The sequence below is a fragment of the Erwinia persicina NBRC 102418 genome, from assembly GCF_001571305.1.
Classification (GTDB): domain Bacteria; phylum Pseudomonadota; class Gammaproteobacteria; order Enterobacterales; family Enterobacteriaceae; genus Erwinia; species Erwinia persicina.
The window spans coordinates 137,652-158,109 of record NZ_BCTN01000012.1 but is presented as its reverse complement, the minus strand read 5'-3'; the positions used below and the strand labels follow the sequence as shown (position 1 = coordinate 158,109).

The window sequence follows — 20,458 nt, the reverse complement described above, 5'->3', positions numbered from 1 at the left end:
TTGTTGCCGCAGCCGGGGCTGCTGACCGGCGCTAATGTAGGGGAAAACGCCCGCTGCGGTCAACCGTCATTCCAGAAAAATGCGTGCGTTTAGTCAGTTTTACACCACTTTGCTGCTTTAAACGGCAGTAGCACCGTTCTCTCGTCACTTTCCCCCCTATCTGTGCCGCCGCTGCCGGTGAAAAGGTGCATAATGATCCGCTTCATTTGGCAGGAAATACTGAGGTTAGTTGTGGAGCAGTCCAACCCTATACCCCAACAGCGCGTGCCGGGCGGTACCGGCGCGCTGTTCTTTATTCAAATCTTCGCCACCATGGGCTTTGCTGTGCTGTACTCCAGCCTGGTGCTGTACGCTACCAAGCGTTTAGGGTTCAGTGAAGGGCAGGCCAATACCATGATGGGCGTATTTGGCGCCTTTAATTACGGCTTGCATCTGTTTGGTGGCTATCTGGGCGGGCGTTTCCTCAGCAACCGCAATCTGTTTGTGCTGGGCATGGCCCTGCAGGTGGCAGGATGCTGGACGCTTTCAGGACAGAGCGCGGAAGGGCTGTACTGGGGGCTGGCGATGTTCCTCACCGGCAGCGGTCTGAATGTCACCTGCATCAATATGATGCTGACCCAGCGCTTCAGACCGGAGGATAACCGCCGTGAGAGCGCCTTCCTGTGGAACTACGCCGGGATGAACCTCGGCTTCTTTCTTGGTTTCACCGGTGCGGGCTATTTCCAACTGAGTGAGCACTATGAGGCGTTGTTCCTGTTCGCCACCGTCGGTAATGCTGTTGCCATTGTGATCTCGCTGCTGTGCTGGAAGATCCTTGCCGATATCAATACCCCCTTGCTACAGGCCAGCCCGCGTCAGTTCCGCTGGCGAATGTTTGGCGGGCTGGCGGTGCTGCTCCTGCTGGTGCCGACGATTCGACTGATGCTTAACCATGCGGGTTTTACCGGGACCTTTGTTCTCGTGCTGGGGGCGGCGATTTTCCTGCTGTTGTGCCTGACTACGCTGCGCCACCGTCCCCGCGACGAGCAGCGCCGGATGGGGGCTTATCTGATTCTGGCGCTCGGTTCACTGGTGTTCTGGACCCTGTATCAGCTGGCGCCGATGGGACTGATGCTGTTCACCGAACACAACATCAACCTCAACGTCTGGGGAATCCGCGTGGCTCCGCAGTGGGTGCAGAATATCAATACGCTGGTGATTGTTATCGGTGGGCCGCTGCTGGCGCTGCTGTTCCGTAACCTGCGTGAGCGCGCATGGCGCATTGATATTCCGCTACAGTTCTCTGCTTCTTTATTCTTCATTGGTCTTGGTATGCTGGTTCTGCCGCTGGGTATTGCGCTGGCGGGGGGCGATGGCATTGTGGCGTTCAAATGGATCGTCATCAGTTACATCCTGCAGAGCATCGGTGAGCTGCTGATTTCCCCCATCGGTTACGCGATGATCGGCAGACTGGCTCCGGCACGCTACCAGGGGGTGATGATGGGCTGCTGGATGATGGTCACCGGCGTCGCATCGGTACTGTCGGGTCACGTCTCTGCACTGATGCCAGAAAACAGCGGCAGCACGCCACTGCTGACCAATCCGGGCTACAGCCATATCTTCAGTCTGCTGGGCTGGGGCAGTGCCGGGACAGGGCTGCTGCTGGTGTGTCTGATCCCGTTCTTACGCCGACTGATCCAACAGGTTGAACATCGCTAACCAGACCGGGGCAGACCGCTGCCCCAGATTTCACTTGCCAGCCGCGCGATTTTCTACCATAAACAGAAAAACAGGAGAAAAAACGTGGATATCATTTTTTATCATCCGTTCTTTAAGGCAGAAACCTGGATCAACGGCTTGCAGCAGCGTTTACCCCAGGCCCGCATTCGCCAGTGGCAGCCCGGTGACAACGGCCCGGCGGATTTTGCACTGGTACGCCAGCCGCCGGTGGAGATGCTGGCGGGGCGCGAGCTGAAAGCCGTGTTTGCACTGGGTGCCGGGGTGGACGATATCCTCAGCCAGTTGCGGGACAATCCCGGAATGCTGTCGCCCGGTGTGCCCCTTTTTCGCCTTGAGGATACCGGCATGGGCCGTCAGATGCAGGAGTACGCCGTGTATCACGTGCTCGGCTGGTTCCGCCGCTTTCCTGAATATCAGAAACAAAAAATCGAAACGCTCTGGCATCACCTGCCCAACCGCGCCCGCAGTGATTTCTCCATCGGCATTCTGGGGGCCGGGGTGCTGGGCCGCAGCGTGGCACAAAGCCTGCTGGCGTGGGACTTTCCGGTCAGTTGCTGGAGTCGCTCACCTAAGCAGATCGATGGCGTGACCAGCTTTCACGGGGAGGCGGGGCTGGGCGCGTTTCTTTCTTCCACCCGCGTGCTGATTAACCTGCTGCCGAATACGCCGCAGACGGAAGGCATTCTGAACCGGGCGCTCCTCAGCCAGCTTAAACCCGGCGCTTTCCTGCTGAACCTGGCGCGTGGGGCGCATCTGGTGGAAGCCGATCTGCTGGCAGCGATGGAGGCCGGAGAAATCAGCGCCGCCGCGCTGGACGTGTTTAACCATGAGCCGCTCCCGGCGGAACATGCGTTCTGGTCGCATCCGGATATCGCTATCACGCCGCATAATGCGGCTGTAACCTTACCCGACGAAGCTATGGACTATATTGCTCAGGCGGTACTGCGATGCGAGCGTGGCGAAATGCCGCCAGGACGCGTGGATATCAGCCGTGGCTATTAACGAAAAGGAGAGAACTCATGTACCCCGTTGACCTGCATATGCATACCGTCGCCAGTACACATGCCTACAGTACGCTACGTGACTACGTTTTACAGGCGCAGACCTGTGGCGTAAAGCTGCTGGCGATAACCGACCACGGCCCGGATATGGCCGATGCCCCGCACTACTGGCATTTCGTTAATATGAAAGTCTGGCCGCGCCTGGTGGACGGCGTTGGCATCCTGCGCGGCATTGAGGCGAATATAAAAAATGTTCAGGGCGAGATAGACTGCAGCGGCCCGATGCTGGACTCGATTGATATTATCGTCGCCGGCTTCCACGAACCGGTATTGGCCCCGCAGGATAAGGCGACCAATACCGAAGCGATGATCGCCACGATGGCGAACGGGCTGGTGCATATCATCAGCCACCCGGGCAACCCGAAATACCCGATCGACATTCAGGCGGTGGCCGAAGCCGCCGCGAAGTACGACGTGGCGCTGGAGCTGAATAACTCCTCCTTTACCACCTCCCGCCTCGGGAGCGAACCGAACTGCCGCGCGGTGGCCGCTGCGGTGCGCGATGCCGGTGGCCGTCTGGCCCTGGGCTCGGATTCGCACACGGCCTTTACCCTCGGCAACTTCGATCACTGCCTGCGCATTATGCGCGAGGTGGATTTTCCTGAAGATCGCGTGTTAAATGTCACGCCGCGCCGCCTGCTGGACTTTTTAACGCTGCGCACCGGCAGAGAAATTACCGAATTCGCTGATATGTGACACCGTCACACATAACCCCTAACGGAACTGAAAGACATGAATGAGTTTTCCATCATCTGCCGCATTCTGGGCTCGCTGTATAATCGCCAGCCTCAGGATCCGCTGCTGGTGCCGCTGTTTACCCTTCTGCGTGAAGGCAAGTTACAGCAGAACTGGCCGCTGGAGCAGGATGAGCTGTTAACCCGCCTGCAGCAGAACAGCGATCCCGCTCTGCTTGCTGCTGATTACAATGCGCTGTTTGTCGGGCCGGAATGTAAGGTGTCGCCGTATGCATCGCAGTGGGAGAATGGCCCACAGGAAGCCGATGTCCGTGCTTTTCTCGGCCCGCGTGGGATGCCGTTGACCGATGCGCCTGCCGATCATATCGGCGCGCTGTTACTGGCCGCATCCTGGCTGGAAGATCAGTCAGAAGAGGATGAGAGCCAGGCGCAAATCCAGCTGTTTGATGATTTCCTGATGCCGTGGGTCGGTGCCTTCCTCGGCAAGGTTGAGGCGCATGCGGAAACGGCGTTTTACCGTACGCTGGCCGCCATCAGCCGTGAGGCCATCCAGGCAATGCGTGACGAGCTGGAAGATGAAGCACAGGGCACGCCGGAATAACGGCTGTCCTGCGCATTAAACGGGCCGCTCCTCACCGGGGCGGCCTTTTTTTATCCGTCAGCCGGTCAGGCGTCAGCGCCAGACCGGTGGGGCGGAGCCGAACGGGGAAGGGGCGCGGGACCAGGCCAGCGGAGTACCGGGCAGCCAGAACGGCGACCGCAGCCGGTAACTGATGCCCCATGGAGAGATCAGCGCCTCCGGATCGTCATCCTGCGGCCGACGCGGTCCCAGACCCGCGGGCTGTGCGTCCTGCGGATAAGGTGCATCGGTCAGCAGACAGGCGGTGCGCGCCAGCGACAGGCGGGCAGTAAAGCCGGTGCCGTGCAGCAGACGCTGGCGTAATCCCTCCAGCACGGCGGCGGCCATCATATAACCTGTTGCGTGATCCAGCGCCTGTACCGGCAGCGGCACCGGGGCGTCACTGCCCTGCCACAGGCGGCCGCGCTCGGCGATGCCGCAGGCCATCTGCACCAGGCTGTCAAACCCGCGCCGGTTGCGCCAGGGGCCGGTCCAGCCCCAGGCATTCAGGCTGACCTCCACCAGCCCGGGCTTGTGCTGCTGCAGTGACTCGCTGTCATAACCCAACTGGTTCAGTGCATCGGCGCGGTAGCCGTGCACCAGTACATCGCTCTGGCTGAGTAACTGCTCAAACTGCTGGCGGCCACCAGCGGTCTTCAGATCGAGGCGCGCGCAGCGTTTTCCGGGGGTGATCTCTTCTTCCAGCGAAGGCTCCTGCCAGCCGGGTGGATCGATGCGCAGTACTTCTGCTCCCAGTCCGGCCAGAAATCGCGTGGCCACCGGCCCGGCAATAATGCGCGTCAGGTCAAGCACGCGCACGCCGAGCAGCGGTCGCGCCGCAGGCAGACGCCATGCCGGCATCGGGCCGCAGGCCTGCAGTGTCTGTTCGATCAGTGACTCCCGGCTGACGCTCTGTCCCTGCGGATGCTGCTGCCATTCGCTGTGACTGCGCAGCGCGGCAGCGCAGCCGCCTGCGTCCACGACAGCCTGTTCCAGATCGCTTTTACGCCATGCCGCCACGGCGGCGGCCAGCTGCTGACGGCTGGCGTGTCGGCCCAGCACCTGCTCCATGGCTGCACGGTGATGCGGGGCGTTAGTGTGCAGGCGCAACCAGCCGTCCGCCGTGGCGTAGTCCCCAGCAAAGGCATCCCACAGGGGAGGCGTCGGGCGGTTAACCGGACGCAGCACCTGTTGAAACCAGCGCGAGGCCAGCGTGCCGTCAACTGTCACGGTAGCCGCCGCCCCAGTCAGGCTGGCGGTGGCCTGCGCGGCAAGAGCGAAGCTGGTCGCTGCCAGTTCACTGACCGGATAAGCAGAGACCAGTGCCTGCTCGCCGGTGATGCGAAGTTCAGGCAGGGGCGTGCTGCTGTTGCGCAGCCCGTGCCACAGCTGTTGCCACAGGGCAGTGCTCAGGCGATGATCCATTCGGCTCTCCTTGATCGTTGCTCAGGAACGGGGGCGATTTTTCCGCTGGCGGTCATAGCGAAAGCGCGACAGGCGGGCGTGCATCTTCAGATTACGCAGGTTAATTACCGCGATGGCCGTCCCGACAATCACCAGCAACGCCCCGATAGCCTTGTAGCTGTTCATACTGTCCCCCAGTACCACAACGCCCATAATGACGGCCAGCACCGGGGTAAGCAGCGAGTAAGGCATAATCAGATTGACGTTGTAATGTTTCAGCAGGCTGTACCACAGGGAGTACGCCACGATGGATGAACCAATAGCGCTGAACAGAATGCCAAACCAGCCCCGCCATGATGAGTGTAGCAGCAGATGAAGCTGATCAGACTCCGTCATCCACGAAGCCAGTGCCACCAGCGGAATGGCAAAAAAGGACAGCCAGCCGGTAAGGGTTAACGGACTGATGGGCGGGGATTTTTTTACAATCAGATTACTGATCGCCCAGCCAAAGGCGCTGAGGATCAGCATCAGGAATATCCAGAAATTGGGGATGGTCGGGCTGCCAGCCAGCACCACCACGCCGCTCAGGGACAGGGCGATGCCCACCAGCTGGATCAGGCGGAGTTTCTCTTTCAGGATCACCATGGCCAGCAGCATGGCGATCGGGGTTCCCAGTTGGACGATCACCGCCGCGGTTCCGGCATCGGTATACTTCAGGCTGACAAACAGCAGAGAAAAGTGCATAAAACCGAAAGTAAAGCCAAGCGGTATCAGATACCAGAGTTGCTGACGGGTGACGCGGGTAAAGGGCACCAGGATCAGAGCCACAACGACAAAGCGCAGGGTGATCATCAGCAGGGGGGGCAGGTCGAGCAACCCCCATTTAATGGCGATGTTATTAAACGCCCAGATAGACACCACCAGCAAAATCAGTAAAAAATGACGCAAAGCCACCGCAAAGTCCTTAGCAAACGAAGTAGTCCTGATAATCATGGCATGAAAACCGCCGCTTGAGGCGCTGATCTGCGCAGTTTTTTTTCGCAACCGGTAGCGCAGAGGGGGACGGGAACCCGGTGCGTTATCAATACAATACAAGAAAATGTTATGAGACAGCGCGCCGGCGAGCTGCCATGATAATTGCCGGGGTAACGGCCCCGCAGCGATCTGAGGATGAAGTACGATGACAGTGAGACTTCCTTTAGCGATTATCCAGCTTGAATCACCGCCCGCGGCGGTCAGTGCGCGCGTCGGCGAACAGACGCAGTGGTTTGTGGACGCCCTGGATCTGTCAGGCAGTGACTATATTGTCGTCCGCCCGGATCGGGGGGAGGCGCTGCCCGATGTGCGTGCGCTCTCTGCCGCCCTCCTCAGCGGCTCTTGGGCAATGGTGACCGACCGTGCCGACTGGAGCGAACGCACCGCCGCCTGGGTGCGCGGGGCAGTGGCCGATGGTTTGCCGTTACTGGGCGTCTGCTACGGACACCAGCTGATGTCTTATGCCCTGGGGGGCAACGTCGGAGATAACCCGGCGGGATGGGAGCGGGGTCTGATCGCCGTGACGGGCGGTGAGGCAATGCGGCAGGACCCGCTGCTGTCGGCACTTCCCGATCGGTTCACCGCCTGGCTTTCACACCGCCAGTCGGTACTGACGCCACCGCCGGGCGCGCAGGTGCTGGCCCACTCGGCGCAGGAGGGTTGTCAGATTATCCGCTACAGTGCACAGGCGCTGTCGGTGCAGTTTCATCCTGAATTCACCCCTGCGATTATGACCGCCTGCCTGCAGAACAGCCTGAGCGAGGGAGAGGTTGCCCGCCTGATGACGGCGCAGCCGACCCCGCAGTGGCCACGCCAGTTACTGCGCGCTTTCTGGCAGCAGGTGCAGCCCGTCGCTATACGGGCGTAACACTGGCGGCCCGGCCGCACGCTTCTCGCTGCGGCCCTGTGCGCTGCCTCACAGCGCAAGGCTAAAATCCTTATTTCCTTTCGATACCGTCACAGTTTACGGCCCGGCAATCTGACATGCTCACCGTTATTGATAATGTTAATAATGGGTTGTTTTATTGTTAACGTTAAGTTCGCCACGGCGATGTCTTTAACAGGAGAGCGACGATGCGCTATGCATATCCGGGCAGTAACGAGTCTCTGATTACCCTGCAATCGCAGTATGGTAACTACATCAACGGGGAATTTACCCCGCCGGTTAACGGTACCTGGTTTACCAATACCTCTCCGATCAATGGATCGGTGATTGGCGACTTTCCTCGCTCCGACAAAGACGACGTGGAAAAGGCGCTGGATGCCGCGCACGCCGCCGCTGACGCGTGGGGCAAAACGTCGGTGCAGTCCCGCTCTCTTACGCTGCTGAACATTGCTGACCGTCTGGAGCAGCACCTGGAGATGCTGGCGGTCAATGAGACCTGGGATAACGGCAAGCCGGTGCGTGAAACGCTGGCGGCCGATCTGCCGCTGGCCGTGGATCACTTCCGCTATTTTGCCGGCTGTCTGCGTGCCCAGGAGGGCACGGCGGCGGAAATTGATGAGTTCACTGCGGCCTATCATTTCCATGAACCGCTGGGGGTGGTGGCACAGATTATTCCCTGGAACTTCCCGCTGCTGATGGCCGCGTGGAAGCTGGCTCCGGCGCTGGCCGCGGGCAACTGCGTGGTGCTGAAACCGGCCGAGCAGACCCCGCTGTCGATCACGCTGTTCGTCGGGCTGATCGGCGACCTGCTGCCTGAAGGCGTGCTGAATGTCATCCATGGCTTCGGGCGTGAAGCCGGGGAGGCGCTGGCCTCCCACCCGCGCATTGCCAAAGTGGCCTTTACCGGTTCCACCGCGACCGGCGGGCATATCCTTGAGCTGGCGGCAAAAAATCTGATCCCTTCAACCGTGGAGCTGGGCGGGAAGTCACCGAACATTTTCTTTGAAGATATTATGCAGGCGGAGCCGTCATTTATTGAGAAAGCGGCAGAAGGCGTGGTGCTGGGCTTCCTTAACCAGGGGGAAGTCTGTACCTGTCCGTCACGCGCGCTGGTGCAGGAGTCGATTTATGAACCCTTTATGGCTGCGGTGATGAAGCGGGTCAAAACCATCAGGCGCGGTGACCCGATGGATACCGATACCATGGTGGGCGCGCAGGCCTCGCAGCAGCAGTTTGACAAAATCCTCTCTTATCTGGACATTGCGCAGAAGGAGGGGGCGGAAATCCTCACCGGCGGCGGCGTGGAAAAACTGCAAGGAGAGCTGGCCACCGGATATTATATTCAGCCGACCCTGCTGAAGGGTAACAACAGCATGCGTGTGTTTCAGGAAGAGATCTTCGGGCCGGTGGTGGGGATTACCACCTTTAAAGATGAAGCGGAAGCCATCGCCATGGCCAACGACACCATCTACGGCCTGGGGGCCGGAGTGTGGACGCGCGATATTAACCGCGCTTATCGGGTCGGCCGCGCCATAAAGGCGGGGCGGGTGTGGACTAACTGTTATCACCTTTATCCGGCGCATGCCGCCTTTGGTGGCTATAAAAAATCAGGGATTGGCCGCGAAACGCATAAAATGATGCTCGATCACTATCAGCAGACCAAAAACCTGCTGATCAGCTACAGCATAGAACCTCTGGGCTTTTTCTGAATGCACTGGCCGGGCTCCCCCGGCCAGTTTTCTCCCTCTGCCGGCTTCAGCGGTGTGACCACCGATCGTCCGCGCATGCCCGGGTGTGCCTGACGGACGCCGTCGGTGATCCCGGCTGCTCTCTTTTATCACCAATCATTACCTCTCCTGTTATTTTCCGTTTAGTGTGCGCCGGGCGAAAGCGTCTGCAGGCCCTGATCTGTAGAGGTTCAGGCTTTGAGGGCGTGCTCAGGGTTGAGGCTTTTTGATAAGAAATTCTTAATCTATCAGGCGGATTTATCACTCAGACCCGAAAGTGCCACAGAATGTTACGGCGGGTAATCAAAAGGGCCTGGTGTGGCGACATCCACAGCGGAAAGATGAAAAAATGACCGGGTAGCCCTTCGCAGGGAGAGCGTGGGAGAGAGGCAGTCAAGGATCTGCTGGCAGGGAGAGAAGAAGATCCGTCACCGGTTACCACAACAATTTCAATCAGCCTGTTCTGTTTTTTCATCCCGATGGGCCATGCTTCCGGTTACCGCGGCGCGGTCTCGTCACCAGAAAACGTAACCAGCTATTTCTGTACTATTCAGCCCGTCCCTCGTGCTACCCGAAAGTGATTTCATTAACACCACGATTTTAATGGTTATTCTCCTTCAGAACGCTAAATACCGTGACCGTTCTTTTCGTCAAGCCCTGAGGGCAGGTTACAGGCTGACATCTCTTTTACTGGGATTTTTCCCGAACGTGCCGTTCGTTGACGCTTTGTTAATCTCGGTGCGCGGCGAAAATTAAACGAAGATGAGAGAAAAAGAAACATTAAGATTAAATTAAGACAGGAAGAATATTCGAAAATTAATAATGAAGCGTTTAAGTTTTGTTTAATTTTAATTTACCTGCAGATTTTCATATTTCAATTTATGTCTCATTTTAATTTTTCTTATGGAATTTATTTTAAGAGCTAAGTTTTATCCTAAACACATACATGGGGGGTATGCAGCGTTGTCTTTTTTATTGTTCTGGTGTTAATTAAAAAACAAATCCGAACAGGTGAGAGTAATGTGATGACGCAAAAATTGCTGTCAGTGGTCATCCCTGCGTATAACGTAGAGAATTATATTGTTGAATGTGTTGCTTCACTGCTGTCGCAAATACCGGCACCGAATGAATTAATTATCGTTAATGACGGTTCAACCGATAATACACTGGCCCGGATCGAGGCTCGCTTCGGTAATGATGCACGGGTCAGGGTCGTCAGCGTGGAAAATGGCGGGGCGGGACGGGCGCGTGACCACGGCATTCAGCTTGCCAGTGGTGAGTATGTGTTCTGTTGTGACCCGGATGATGTTGTTTGTGAAGGGTTTTACGCTGAATTCTCTGCACGGGTGGTACAGTATCCTGCGCTGGAGTTGTTCTGTTTTAACTCGGAGATTTTCTCCGACGGTAACCCGGCAGACAGCTGGCCGAAGGTGCAGCATACGCTGTCCGGGTTGTCCTCTTCGCAAACCGTTTTTCGCCATCTGCTGCGCAAGGGCGCCTACACCTCAGCCAGCTGGAATTATGTTCTGAAAAAAGAAATCATAGACAGATTTAATTTGAAATATATTGATCGGGTTCATGAAGATCATTGTTACACGCTCGATGCTTTCCTGCGAACCCGTGTCGCCTTTGTCAGCGAGAACGTTTATTACCGGCAGCGATTACGTCGCGGGTCGTTAACTAATGGCGTTAAAACAGAAGGGTATTTCCGTCAGCGTTACGATGCCTTTGTTCAGTCTTATGAAAAAATGATCAGGCTGACCGCCGACCTCGACGACCGCAGTGAGTTACGACGCTTATATCTTATTCACTCATTTAAACTGATGATCCATCTGTCGCTGTCCAGTGGAAAGTCCGTGCCGGAATATGTGCATCATGCGATTGAATATTTCGGGAAAAATCTGAAACCAGGGGGCGCGGCTAACTGGCTGCTGTTAAGACAGCCGGAATTGTACTCTAATCTGCTCAGGATAAAGCGGAGTCTTCGCAAAGCATGAAGGGATTTTTTTTAAAGGTCAGGGGCTGATGGCTAAAGTTATCGATAAAACGCTGTTAATTAATGTGCTGTCGCTACTGGCGTATCGCGGTGCTTCATTTATCATTCCACTGGCAACGCTGCCTTATCTGGCACGTGTCCTCGGTGTTGAACATATGGGGCTGCTGGCGCTGGGCCTGGCCTGCGTGATGTACTGCAGCACCATCTCGGATTGGGGGTTTAACGTTTATACCACAAAGGACATTGCCCAGCACCGGGATGACAAGCAACGCGTCACCCAACTATTCTGGTCGACGTTTAATGCCAAACTCCTGCTGGGTACCACCTCGCTGGCGGTGCTGCTGGTCGTCACCTGGCTCAATCCCGCCTGGCACGCGCTGTTCTTTATTGCGCTGGCCAACTCAACGGTATTATACGGGCAACTGCTCTCTTTTGGCTGGCTGATGCAGGGCTTCGAGAAGCTCGGTAAAACGGCGGTCATTTCCACCGTGGGTCAGCTGACGTCTATTCCGCTAACCTTCCTGCTGGTCAAGACACCGGAAGATACGTGGCTGGCCGCACTGGTGCCCGGGGTAGTGGCGTTTGTCACCGCCATCATTACGCTGACTTTTGTGGTTAAAATGCGTGTCATTGGCGCTTACCGCTTCGAGCCGGGCGAGATCCTGCAGCGCACGAAAGACAGCCTGCACGTCTTTATGTCCATTCTGGGGGCCAACCTCTTCAACAACATTAATGTGCTCATTCTGGCAAGTATGACCAATACCTACATGGTGGGTCTGTATAACGGCTCTGACCGTCTGAAGAAGGCCGCTAACTCGGTGCCGGAACAGATCGGTAACGCTTTTTTCCCGCGAGTCAGTCACCTTTTCCATAAGGATCGCGCTGCCGCGGTGGCGGCGACGCGTAAAAGCATCAGCCTCTCGTTTGGCCTCAGCGTGTTTATCGTGATCTTCACCTTCTTTTTTGCGGATTTTGTCGTACGGCTGCTGCTGGGCCCGGCATTTCACGCATCGGCTGACGTCCTGCGTATTGCTGTATGCGGCTTTATCTTTGGTAACATCAGCTACCCGGCAGGCCTGCAAATCCTTATTCCACATGGCCTGGCGAAGCAGCGGATGTACCTGATGTTTATCGTCGGTGCGGCGAACATTCCGTTCTGTTGCCTGATGGCGTGGAAGTTTGGTGCCCTCGGGGCGGCCTGTGCGCTGGTGTTCTCAGAGGTGCTGGTGTTTATCGGCATCATTTATCTGCTGGTGAAACACAACATCCTGAAAACCTACCTGGCCCGGCCCGCGGCATATCAGCGTCCGGGCAACGAACAGGCTTGATCGGCGGCGTCACTTCCGCTCCAGGCGGGACTGACGCCAGTTCATTAACGGCGTGACGGAAATGCCGTGCACCACCACGCTGGCCACGATCAGTGTAAAAGCCATATCGGCCATGCGCGCGGCGTCGGCACCCGCCAGACCGTGCGTATAGGCCCAGGCGATGTAGTTAATGCTGCCGATGCCGCGGATCCCCAGCCAGCCAATGGTGGCGCGCTGCAGACCCGGGGCGGGCGTCCCGACAGTGGCCAGCCACACTGACAGGGGGCGAATGGCGAAAAACAGCAGCGCGGCCAGCCACAGCCCGGTGGTATTCCAGTGCTGCGCCAGCGTTACCCCCAGAACGATAATAATCGCTGCAGCAAACAGACGCTCAATGGTGTCGCCAAAGGAGAGCGCATCGCTGACCACCAGCCCCGCCGATCGTGCCGGATGGGTCTGGTCGGTCTGATGGCGCGCATTAGGGTTTACCAGCTCCTCCGCAGGCGGATGGTATTCACTCTCCCGGAACTCTTCCGTCGGGAAATGGCGCACCACGCGCATCTCGGCGCGGCGCAGGCCGACGCCTGCCGCAAAGGCCGACAGAAAACCGGAGGCATCCAGCGACTGCGCAAGGGCGTAGCTGAGAGCGATCAGCGCCAGCGCCAGGAAGTCATTGGGGGCGACATCCTGATGCGTGTGTCTCAGATGTGAGGCGTACTGGCCAATCAGCCTGCCCAGCCCAAAACCGATAGCGCTGCCGCCTGCTACCGCCCACAGGACATCCTTCAGCGCCCAGTGCGTGATAAACGACCAGGACATCTCACCGCCGCCGGCGATCAGCGCGACCGCCAGCATCAGCAGCGGCAGGGCGGTGCCGTCGTTCAGCCCCGCCTCGCTGGAAAGCGAGACGCGCAGATTATCGTCGTCGCGGGCGTCGTTAACCGAGATCAGACTGGCCAGCACCGGGTCAGTTGGCGCAACGATGGCACCGAACGCCAGCGACAGCGGCCAGGAAAAGCCAACCAGAAAGTGCGCGGCCAGCGTCACGCCCGCTACCGTCAGCAGCATGGCGGGAAACGCCAGCCGCAGCCCCATTCGCCAGCCCGGGCTGTTCAGCGGCAGACGCAGCTTGAGGCCAGTGATAAACAGTGAGGCCGCCATGGCAATTTCGGTCAGATTTTTTGCCAGAGGCGCGTGGGCGGCAATATCGATCCGCAGCACATCCAGTACCCAGGGTCCGCAGAGGATCCCGGCAATCAGGTAAAGTGCGAACGAAGTGACCGGGCCACGGCTTATCCAGCCTGAGGCCAGCGACATCAGTAACAGCAGCCCTCCTGTGGCCGCCATCCAGCCAAGAAATCCCATTTTGTCTCCCGTTGTGATTCAGCCGTGTTTAATTTTGTCCTGTAGAGGATAGATAACTTATCGCCAGTCATGGGGAGATATGTGCGCGAGGGCAGCGGCATGCAGGAAAAAAAGGGCGGGAGGCGATATTAGCTCCGACAGACGGTGAGCTGTCTGTCGGAAGGGGCTTTAGCGGCGGGCTTCCTGAGCCAGAGCCACCAGCTGCGCCGTCAGGTGCTGTCGGGTGCTTTCATCGGTCACGGTGGCACTGTCAGCGTCGATCCTGCTGGCGGCCTGGCCAATCATGATCTCCGGCTTGTTCAGCACCCGGGCATTCAGGAAAACCATACTCTGGCGCAGGTGATACTGGGCGCGAGCGCCGCCAATCATCCCCGGGGAGGCGCTCTGAATCGCGACAGGTTTATCAGCAAACGGGTTGTCCGGCAGGCGCGACAGCCAGTCGATGGCATTTTTCAGTGCGCCGGGCACGGAGTAATTATATTCCGGCGTGACGATAATCACCCCATCGGCCGCCGCAATCGCTTTACCCATCGCCAGCACGGCAGGGGGGAAGCCTTCGGCCTGGATATCCGCATCGTAATGGGGGAAGTCGGCAATCGACCCCAGGGCGTGGATCTCAACCCCTTCGGGGGCCAGCGCGGGCAGGTTACTGGCAACAACAGCATTCAGGGAGGCTTTGCGCAGGCTGCCCAGCAGGGTGACGAAGGTTAACGTGGCGTGTTCAGTCATGGGGATTTCCTAATAGAGAAAAAGTCTCCTTTATAAAGCGCTATCTGCGTTGCGCTTTCAAGTCACTCCTGTGCGAGCAACCCCTAAAAATGAATCATTCTGTGCCGGGGATCGCTACCGGTTTTGCACAGGCATTGTCATCCTGCGCCCGGAGGTATACTGTTAGCGCACTATTCATGTTTATCATCACCGGTGCCGTTGACCAGTGTATGACCCGCTAAACAGAGGTTGTTTTGTCCAGCTATTCTCCAGTCCAGCGCCCACGACGCCTGCGTCAGTCTGCATCTCTTCGTTCCCTGTTTCAGGAAAGTACCCTCAGCCTGAACGATCTGGCTCTGCCGATCTTTGTTGAGGAAGGGCTTGATGACTATAAGCCTATCGCCGCCATGCCGGGCGTGATGCGTATTCCTGAAAAACGCCTGGCGTATGAAATTGAGCGCATTGCCAGGGCGGGCGTGCGGTCGGTGATGACCTTTGGGATATCGCACCATACCGATGCGGACGGCAGTGATACCTGGAACGAGAACGGCCTGGTGGCGCGCATGTCGCGTATCTGCAAAGAAACCGTGCCGGAAATGATTGTGATGTCCGATACCTGTTTCTGTGAATATACCAGCCACGGCCACTGTGGCGTGCTGCACGACCACGGCGTGGACAATGATGCCACGCTGATTAACCTTGGTCGTCAGGCCGTGGTGGCCGCTGCCGCAGGGGCAGACTTTATTGCGCCATCAGCGGCGATGGATGGTCAGGTCGCGGCGATCCGTCACGCTCTCGATGGCGCAGGGTTTACCGATACGGCGATCATGTCGTATTCCACCAAGTTTGCCTCCTCTTTCTATGGCCCGTTCCGTGAAGCGGCTGGCACTTCGCTGAAGGGCGATCGTAAAACGTACCAGATGAACCCGATGAACCGCCGCGAAGCCATTCGTGAGTCGCTGATCGACGAAGCGGAAGGCGCTGATGCGCTGATGGTGAAACCAGCGGGAGCCTATCTGGACATTCTCCGTGACGTGCGTGAGCGCACCCAGCTGCCGCTGGCGGCCTATCAGGTGAGCGGGGAGTATGCGATGATTAAATTTGGCGCGCAGGCGGGAGCCATCAGCGAGATCGACGTCGCGCTGGAAAGCCTGGGGTCGATTAAACGGGCCGGAGCCGATATCATTTTCAGCTATTTCGCTCTGGATCTGGCCGAGAAAAACATCCTTTCCTGACCGTTGCAGGCGGGTCGGTGTCCCCGGCCAGCCTGCAGACATTCCGACGGGTCGCTGCGGTTAACAGCGCGCTGCCCGTCCGGTTAATTGACGCGTAACACCTCAGATACCAGCTTCTGCGACTCCACGTTAGTAAAGTTAGCCACATCCGCCATAAACTCTGCGCCATGTTCTGCTATCACTTTGTCAAATGTCGCCTTGTCCGGGCAGTAAATATGGCAGGCGGCGATAAACGGCATATTGCTGTCGAGCGGCGTATCAATTTCATACTGCAGGCAGGCGGAACCCATACGCGCTTTGATCAGTGGCAGGTGAACGTCGCGATAATAATCATGGTCGAAATGGGCACCCGGCTGACGCGGGTAAAGTACGCTGAATTTGATCACAGTTTTTCCTCAAATGGGGAGTGGCAACAACGCGAGTATAGCGAACGGCACGCGGAGCGGGTTAGCGCATTGAGCGCTAACGGCTCGGTTCCGTTCTGAGGGCCAGAGTGATAAAGGCTTCAATATCCTGCATCACCGCCTGATGTGCCTCTTGGTTGGGGGAGACAATCAGCTGATCGGCATAGCCATTCAGCATGGCGCTCAACTGGCGTGTCACCCGTTCTGGTGCCGGGCTGAAAAAGGCCTGATCCGCAATGCCCTGACGGATAATGCTACCCAGCAGGCGGTGCCACTGTTCCATCATTGACTGGGCGATCGCGGCCCACTCCTCATCGTGAATGGCCAACTGCCACAGCGAACTGTAAAGCTGCCAGGCGGCATCGGCTGCGGCAGGCAGATAGCCGGCGACAAAGGCGGTCAGCCGCTGTTCAGCCGTCAGGCCGGTGATGCCGGCGGCAAAATCCTCCCGATCCTGCTGTAGGTAGAGCGTCATTGCTTCTTTACACAGCATTTCCCAGTCGCGGAAATAGTGATAAATGTGGCTGCGTGAGATGCCGACGTGTTCGGTCAGTTCGCGCGTGGTCACTTTTTCAATGCCTTTTTCCATAAACAGCGCAATCGCACCCTGCAGAATTCGGGCTTTCAGTGCTTCCCGGGACTCTTTCATCATTGACCCTGCATTGACTTTGAGCAAGCGCTCAAATAGACTTGATTTCAGTTTTGAGCAACCGCTCAAACATAATCCTACCCAGAAATGAGCTCCATGCAAACCTGTAAATTACCGGAAACCGTCGCGGTTTCCGGCAGCGCCGCCGCTACCCTGAAAAGTCTGGGTCGCCGCCACAGTCGAAAACTGATGATCACCTTACTGCTGGTGGTGGCTGAGAATGTGACCTATCTGCTTTATCCGCTGCTGGCGGGTTTTGCCATCAATGCCACGCTGAATGCCCAGCCACTGCACGCGCTGCTGTATGCCGTCATGGTGATGGTGATGTGGACCATCGGGGCGGCCAGGCGCAGTGTGGATACCCGAACCTTTGCGCGGATCTATGCTGAACTGGCGGTGCCGGTGATCCTGCAGCAGCGTGAAGATCGGCACACCCATTCCACTATTGCGGCGCGCGTGGCGCTGTCGCGTGAATTCGTCGACTTCTTTGAAAAACACCTGCCGGTACTGATCACCAGCGTGGCGTCAATCAGCGGGGCGGCGGTGATGCTGCTGGTGATTGAATTCTGGACGGGGGTGGCCTGCCTGGTCATTCTGCTGTTTTTCTCATTTTTCCTGCGCAGCTATACGGATAAAAATGAGCGTCTGTTTGGACGGCTGAATAACCGCCTGGAGCGGGAAGTGCGTTTTGTCAGCCATGCCAACACCCCTTCACTGATCCGACACTACCGCGTGCTGGCAGGGCTGCGCATCCGCCTGTCCGATCGCGAAGCGCTGGGCTATCTGTCTATTGGCGTGATGGTGGCACTGCTGTTTGGTCTTACCCTGATGCATATGGCCCGTAGCGGCGGGACCGACGCGGGTCATATCTATTCGGTAATGACCTATATGTGGATGTTTGCCATGAGTCTGGACGATGGCCCGCAGCTGCTGGAGAAGTACTCTCAGCTGAAGGATATTGGCAAACGGGTGAATACCGGGCGGCTGTAAGCCACTAGCCGGACTCCCGCAGCACCAGTTCACCGGACACCACAATGCGTTGAGGCGGCAGCGTGTTCTGCCCGATTTTTCGCAGGATCAGGGCGGCAGCCTGGCGGCCGGTTTCATCACTGGCTGACGAAACATAGGTAAAGGAAGGGGAGCTGAGGTTGATCTGTAACATATCTTCGAAGCCCAGCAGGGAGACCTGCTGCGTCAGAAACACATCTTTCCCCACGGTACGGCCTACCTGATGAATACCGTTCAGGCAGCCAATGATCGCATGGGAAGAGTGGCACAGCAGGGCGGTGATCTTGTTATTGCTTTCCAGCAGTCGCCGGGTCGCCAGGCGTGCTGCGTCCGTCTCCTCCAGGCAGGCGGGCGTGAACTCTTCCTTATAGACCAGACCATAATGCTGCAGGGCCATACGATAGCCCGCCAGCCGCTGGTCGCGGATCAGACCGTTTTCCTCACCGCCGATATAAGCAATATTACGGTGGCCACGTTCGATCAGGTAGCGGGTCGCCTGCGCAGCGGCCTGCCGGTTGTCGCGCATCACCAGATCATACTGCCCTTCGATCATCGCCTGCGAAACGGTTACCAGCGGCAGCGTGCAGTGTCTAACCGCTCCAGGTAGCGTTTGCCGGGTGGTGCTGCTGGTCAGGTAGATCACCCCGGCCACCCCCTGGCGGGTAAAAGAGAGCAGACACTGTTCCAGCCGCGCCTCATCATCCTGGGGATGGGCCAGAAACACCATATAACCCTGCTGCTCCAGCGCCTGCACAATGCTGGTGATCACTCTCAGGTTAAAGGTGTCGCTGAAGTCACGGACAATCAGACCGATCAGATTAGAAGTGCTTGCGCGCAGATTAGCCGCGGCCACGTTATGCACGTAGCCGAGTTCAGTGATGGCGGCCTGGACCTTTTCAATGGTCTGCGTTGAGATCTTCCCTTTTTGACGCAGCACCAGCGAGACGGTAGAAACGGAAACGCCGGCGAGTTTTGCCACATCAACAATACTGACCTTCTTCATTGTATTCCCTGTAAAAAAATCGTCTCCCGTAGCATACAGGAGACGATAATTTGTGCCAGTTAACGCCCGGTCACGGGGGCCATCTGTTGCGCAATAAACTGTGCCCGGGCACCGAAGATAATCTGGATGCCGTTATCCCCGACAAAGACCACTCCGCGTGCGCCGAGATGGTAAAGCCCGTCTTTATCTACCAGCTCGCTGTCTTCCACTTCCAGACGCAGGCGGGTGATGCAGGCTCCGACGTTGCTGATATTTTTACTGCCCCCCAGCAGGCCGGTGATCTCAGTGGCCAGCTCCGCATCACTTTTGTCGCCGGCATTCGCCGTGATGTCCGTCCGCCCCGGTGTTTTGACGTCAAAGCGGCGGATCACAAAGCGAAACACCACGTAGTAGATGGCTGCCATCGGAACGCCGACGATCACCGCGCTGAGATAGTGAGTCTGGAAGCCATTAAAGGACGGCAGGATGCCGAATGAAATGTAGTCGATCAGACCGGCAGAGAATGACTTGGCAATATGTGCGTCCAGCAGGTACATGCACATATAGGAGAGGCCCGCCATAATGGCGTTGAAGACATACAGTATCGGTGCCACAAAGATAAAGGTGAACTCTACCGGCTCCGTGATCCCGGTCAGGAAGCAGGTCAGCGCCGCCGAAAACAGGATACCTGAAGCGATTTTTTTGTTTTTGGTGTTGGCTTCATGGTACATCGCCAGACAGGCGGCTGGCAGGGCGAAGAGCATCAGCGGGAACTCCCCCTGCATAAACTTACCGGCGTTCTGATAGGTATTGCTGCTAAAGGATTTGGTCCCTTCTTCCAGCATTTTGAACCAGATGGTCTGATCGCCGTGAATAACCTGTCCGGCCTGGGTGGTGTAGTCGCCGAAGGAGTACCAGAAAGAGGGATACCAGATGTGATGCAGCCCAAGAGGGATCAGCGCACGCTCGACCAGACCAAAAATAAAGGTCGACAGCGCCTGGTTATCCCCGTTAACCACCACGGACAGCGCATCAATGCCAGCCTGAATATGCTGCCAGATGTGCGGCAGCACCAGCCCAAGCAGGAAAGAAAGGAAGGCGGTGGCAATGGCGACGAAGCGTTTACCGGAAAAGAAACCGAGAAACTCAGGCAGTTGCAGCGTATGGAAACGGTTATAGCACCAGGCCGCCAGCACCCCGCAAATCAGCCCGCCGAACACGCCCATCTGTAAGGTGGGAATGCCGATGACCATCGCGTATTTCCCACCGCTGGCGGCCATTTCCGGGGTGATTTGCATCACGGTGCCGATGGTCATATTGGTGATCAGGACGGACACGGTAGCGGCCAGGGCCGCAATCCCGGATTCAGACGCCAGACCGACGGCAGAGCCAACGGCAAAAAGCAGCGGCAGGTTATCAAAGATCACTCCCCCTGCATTCATCATCAGGGGCAGATGAAACTTATCCCCGAACGCCAATAGCAGCCCGGCCGCAGGCAGCAGTGAGATGGGCAACATCAGCGCACGGCCTATCATTGATAATCTGGAAAGCGATTTAAAGAACCCGGTAAAAAAACGCATAGTGTCTCCCGCTGGGACAGAGTTTTAAGAGTAATGGGGCAGGTATTATTTAAGTAGAACGTTTTAGTAGAACGTTCT

Annotated in this window: 18 protein-coding genes; 10 read left to right on the top strand and 8 right to left on the bottom strand. The window is 57.4% G+C overall.

The window, feature by feature from the left end; translation table 11 throughout:
- The first annotated feature begins 192 nt into the window (after nt 1–192).
- The 4 genes from EPE01S_RS14575 to EPE01S_RS14560 all read left to right on the top strand — a co-directional run bounded on the left by EPE01S_RS14575 (nt 193) and on the right by EPE01S_RS14560 (nt 4,076).
- Complete coding sequence (locus tag EPE01S_RS14575) at nt 193–1,698, top strand: peptide MFS transporter (protein ID WP_084344209.1); 1,506 nt, start codon at nt 193–195, stop codon at nt 1,696–1,698.
- A gap of 84 nt (nt 1,699–1,782) precedes the next feature.
- A complete protein-coding gene (gene ghrA, locus EPE01S_RS14570; protein WP_062746401.1) occupies nt 1,783–2,721 on the top strand; it encodes a glyoxylate/hydroxypyruvate reductase GhrA in 939 nt (312 codons plus the stop codon).
- Nucleotides 2,722–2,738: 17 nt separating this feature from the next.
- Complete coding sequence (locus tag EPE01S_RS14565; protein WP_062746399.1) at nt 2,739–3,476, top strand: phosphatase; 738 nt, start codon at nt 2,739–2,741, stop codon at nt 3,474–3,476.
- A 36-nt stretch (nt 3,477–3,512) separates the two neighbouring features.
- On the top strand, nt 3,513–4,076 hold the full coding sequence (locus tag EPE01S_RS14560) for a TorD/DmsD family molecular chaperone (RefSeq protein ID WP_062746397.1): 564 nt from the start codon (nt 3,513–3,515) through the stop codon (nt 4,074–4,076).
- Nucleotides 4,077–4,148: 72 nt separating this feature from the next.
- On the opposite strand, the gene EPE01S_RS14555 is transcribed toward EPE01S_RS14560, so the two are convergent.
- Both EPE01S_RS14555 and EPE01S_RS14550 read right to left on the bottom strand, forming a co-directional pair.
- Nucleotides 4,149–5,519, bottom strand: coding sequence for a CoA transferase (locus EPE01S_RS14555; protein ID WP_062746395.1), 1,371 nt, complete (start codon nt 5,517–5,519; stop codon nt 4,149–4,151).
- A 21-nt stretch (nt 5,520–5,540) separates the two neighbouring features.
- A complete protein-coding gene (locus EPE01S_RS14550) occupies nt 5,541–6,452 on the bottom strand; it encodes a DMT family transporter (protein ID WP_062746432.1) in 912 nt (303 codons plus the stop codon).
- 226 nt (nt 6,453–6,678) lie between these two features.
- Here EPE01S_RS14550 and EPE01S_RS14545 point away from each other — a divergent pair, with 226 nt between their 5' ends.
- From EPE01S_RS14545 to EPE01S_RS14530, 4 genes are all read left to right on the top strand, one after another.
- The gene (locus tag EPE01S_RS14545; RefSeq protein WP_062746392.1) at nt 6,679–7,401 is read left to right on the top strand and encodes a glutamine amidotransferase; all 723 of its coding nucleotides are present in this window, start codon (nt 6,679–6,681) and stop codon (nt 7,399–7,401) included.
- A gap of 206 nt (nt 7,402–7,607) precedes the next feature.
- Nucleotides 7,608–9,128, top strand: coding sequence for an acetaldehyde dehydrogenase ExaC (exaC, locus tag EPE01S_RS14540; protein WP_062746389.1), 1,521 nt, complete (start codon nt 7,608–7,610; stop codon nt 9,126–9,128).
- A 1,043-nt stretch (nt 9,129–10,171) separates the two neighbouring features.
- Complete coding sequence (locus EPE01S_RS14535; RefSeq protein ID WP_072277466.1) at nt 10,172–11,143, top strand: glycosyltransferase family 2 protein; 972 nt, start codon at nt 10,172–10,174, stop codon at nt 11,141–11,143.
- A gap of 28 nt (nt 11,144–11,171) precedes the next feature.
- Entirely contained in the window at nt 11,172–12,470 is a 1,299-nt protein-coding gene (locus tag EPE01S_RS14530) for a flippase (protein WP_062746387.1), read from the top strand.
- Between the two features lie 9 nt (nt 12,471–12,479).
- Here the strand turns inward: EPE01S_RS14530 and EPE01S_RS14525 are convergent, their stop codons facing one another.
- Both EPE01S_RS14525 and EPE01S_RS14520 read right to left on the bottom strand, forming a co-directional pair.
- Nucleotides 12,480–13,814 (bottom strand): cation:proton antiporter, encoded by a 1,335-nt coding sequence (locus EPE01S_RS14525; RefSeq protein ID WP_062746383.1) that lies wholly within the window; start codon nt 13,812–13,814, stop codon nt 12,480–12,482.
- 168 nt (nt 13,815–13,982) lie between these two features.
- The gene (locus EPE01S_RS14520; protein WP_062746380.1) at nt 13,983–14,543 is read right to left on the bottom strand and encodes an NADPH-dependent FMN reductase; all 561 of its coding nucleotides are present in this window, start codon (nt 14,541–14,543) and stop codon (nt 13,983–13,985) included.
- A gap of 233 nt (nt 14,544–14,776) precedes the next feature.
- Between EPE01S_RS14520 and hemB the strand changes: the two genes are divergently transcribed.
- Nucleotides 14,777–15,757 carry a porphobilinogen synthase gene (gene hemB / locus EPE01S_RS14515; protein WP_062746377.1) on the top strand — a complete coding sequence of 327 codons (981 nt, stop codon included), beginning with the start codon at nt 14,777–14,779 and terminating at the stop codon, nt 15,755–15,757.
- 83 nt (nt 15,758–15,840) lie between these two features.
- On the opposite strand, the gene EPE01S_RS14510 is transcribed toward hemB, so the two are convergent.
- Both EPE01S_RS14510 and EPE01S_RS14505 read right to left on the bottom strand, forming a co-directional pair.
- Nucleotides 15,841–16,143, bottom strand: a complete 303-nt coding sequence (locus EPE01S_RS14510; protein WP_062746375.1) for an EthD family reductase — start codon at nt 16,141–16,143, stop codon at nt 15,841–15,843.
- A gap of 76 nt (nt 16,144–16,219) precedes the next feature.
- On the bottom strand, nt 16,220–16,810 hold the full coding sequence (locus tag EPE01S_RS14505) for a TetR/AcrR family transcriptional regulator (RefSeq protein WP_062746372.1): 591 nt from the start codon (nt 16,808–16,810) through the stop codon (nt 16,220–16,222).
- A gap of 96 nt (nt 16,811–16,906) precedes the next feature.
- On the opposite strand from EPE01S_RS14505, the gene EPE01S_RS14500 reads away from it, so the two are divergent.
- Complete coding sequence (locus EPE01S_RS14500) at nt 16,907–17,800, top strand: ABC transporter six-transmembrane domain-containing protein (protein ID WP_062746370.1); 894 nt, start codon at nt 16,907–16,909, stop codon at nt 17,798–17,800.
- Between the two features lie 4 nt (nt 17,801–17,804).
- Here the strand turns inward: EPE01S_RS14500 and malI are convergent, their stop codons facing one another.
- Both malI and EPE01S_RS14490 read right to left on the bottom strand, forming a co-directional pair.
- A complete protein-coding gene (gene malI / locus EPE01S_RS14495) occupies nt 17,805–18,821 on the bottom strand; it encodes a Mal regulon transcriptional regulator MalI (protein WP_062746367.1) in 1,017 nt (338 codons plus the stop codon).
- 59 nt (nt 18,822–18,880) lie between these two features.
- Complete coding sequence (locus tag EPE01S_RS14490) at nt 18,881–20,380, bottom strand: PTS transporter subunit EIIC (RefSeq protein WP_062746365.1); 1,500 nt, start codon at nt 20,378–20,380, stop codon at nt 18,881–18,883.
- Nucleotides 20,381–20,458 lie beyond the last annotated feature (78 nt).

Excerpts from the sequence above, each read along its gene's own strand:
- EPE01S_RS14575 (WP_084344209.1), top strand. The coding sequence starts at position 193 with ATGATCCGCTTCATTTGGCAGGAAATACTGAGGTTAGTTGTGGAGCAG.
- EPE01S_RS14565 (WP_062746399.1), top strand. The coding sequence starts at position 2,739 with ATGTACCCCGTTGACCTGCATATGCATACCGTCGCCAGTACACATGCC.
- EPE01S_RS14560 (WP_062746397.1), top strand. The coding sequence starts at position 3,513 with ATGAATGAGTTTTCCATCATCTGCCGCATTCTGGGCTCGCTGTATAAT.
- EPE01S_RS14555 (WP_062746395.1), bottom strand. The coding sequence starts at position 5,519 with ATGGATCATCGCCTGAGCACTGCCCTGTGGCAACAGCTGTGGCACGGG.
- EPE01S_RS14545 (WP_062746392.1), top strand. The coding sequence starts at position 6,679 with ATGACAGTGAGACTTCCTTTAGCGATTATCCAGCTTGAATCACCGCCC.
- exaC (WP_062746389.1), top strand. The coding sequence starts at position 7,608 with ATGCGCTATGCATATCCGGGCAGTAACGAGTCTCTGATTACCCTGCAA.
- EPE01S_RS14535 (WP_072277466.1), top strand. The coding sequence starts at position 10,172 with ATGACGCAAAAATTGCTGTCAGTGGTCATCCCTGCGTATAACGTAGAG.
- EPE01S_RS14530 (WP_062746387.1), top strand. The coding sequence starts at position 11,172 with ATGGCTAAAGTTATCGATAAAACGCTGTTAATTAATGTGCTGTCGCTA.
- EPE01S_RS14525 (WP_062746383.1), bottom strand. The coding sequence starts at position 13,814 with ATGGGATTTCTTGGCTGGATGGCGGCCACAGGAGGGCTGCTGTTACTG.
- EPE01S_RS14520 (WP_062746380.1), bottom strand. The coding sequence starts at position 14,543 with ATGACTGAACACGCCACGTTAACCTTCGTCACCCTGCTGGGCAGCCTG.
- EPE01S_RS14505 (WP_062746372.1), bottom strand. The coding sequence starts at position 16,810 with ATGAAAGAGTCCCGGGAAGCACTGAAAGCCCGAATTCTGCAGGGTGCG.
- EPE01S_RS14500 (WP_062746370.1), top strand. The coding sequence starts at position 16,907 with ATGCAAACCTGTAAATTACCGGAAACCGTCGCGGTTTCCGGCAGCGCC.
- malI (WP_062746367.1), bottom strand. The coding sequence starts at position 18,821 with ATGAAGAAGGTCAGTATTGTTGATGTGGCAAAACTCGCCGGCGTTTCC.
- EPE01S_RS14490 (WP_062746365.1), bottom strand. The coding sequence starts at position 20,380 with ATGCGTTTTTTTACCGGGTTCTTTAAATCGCTTTCCAGATTATCAATG.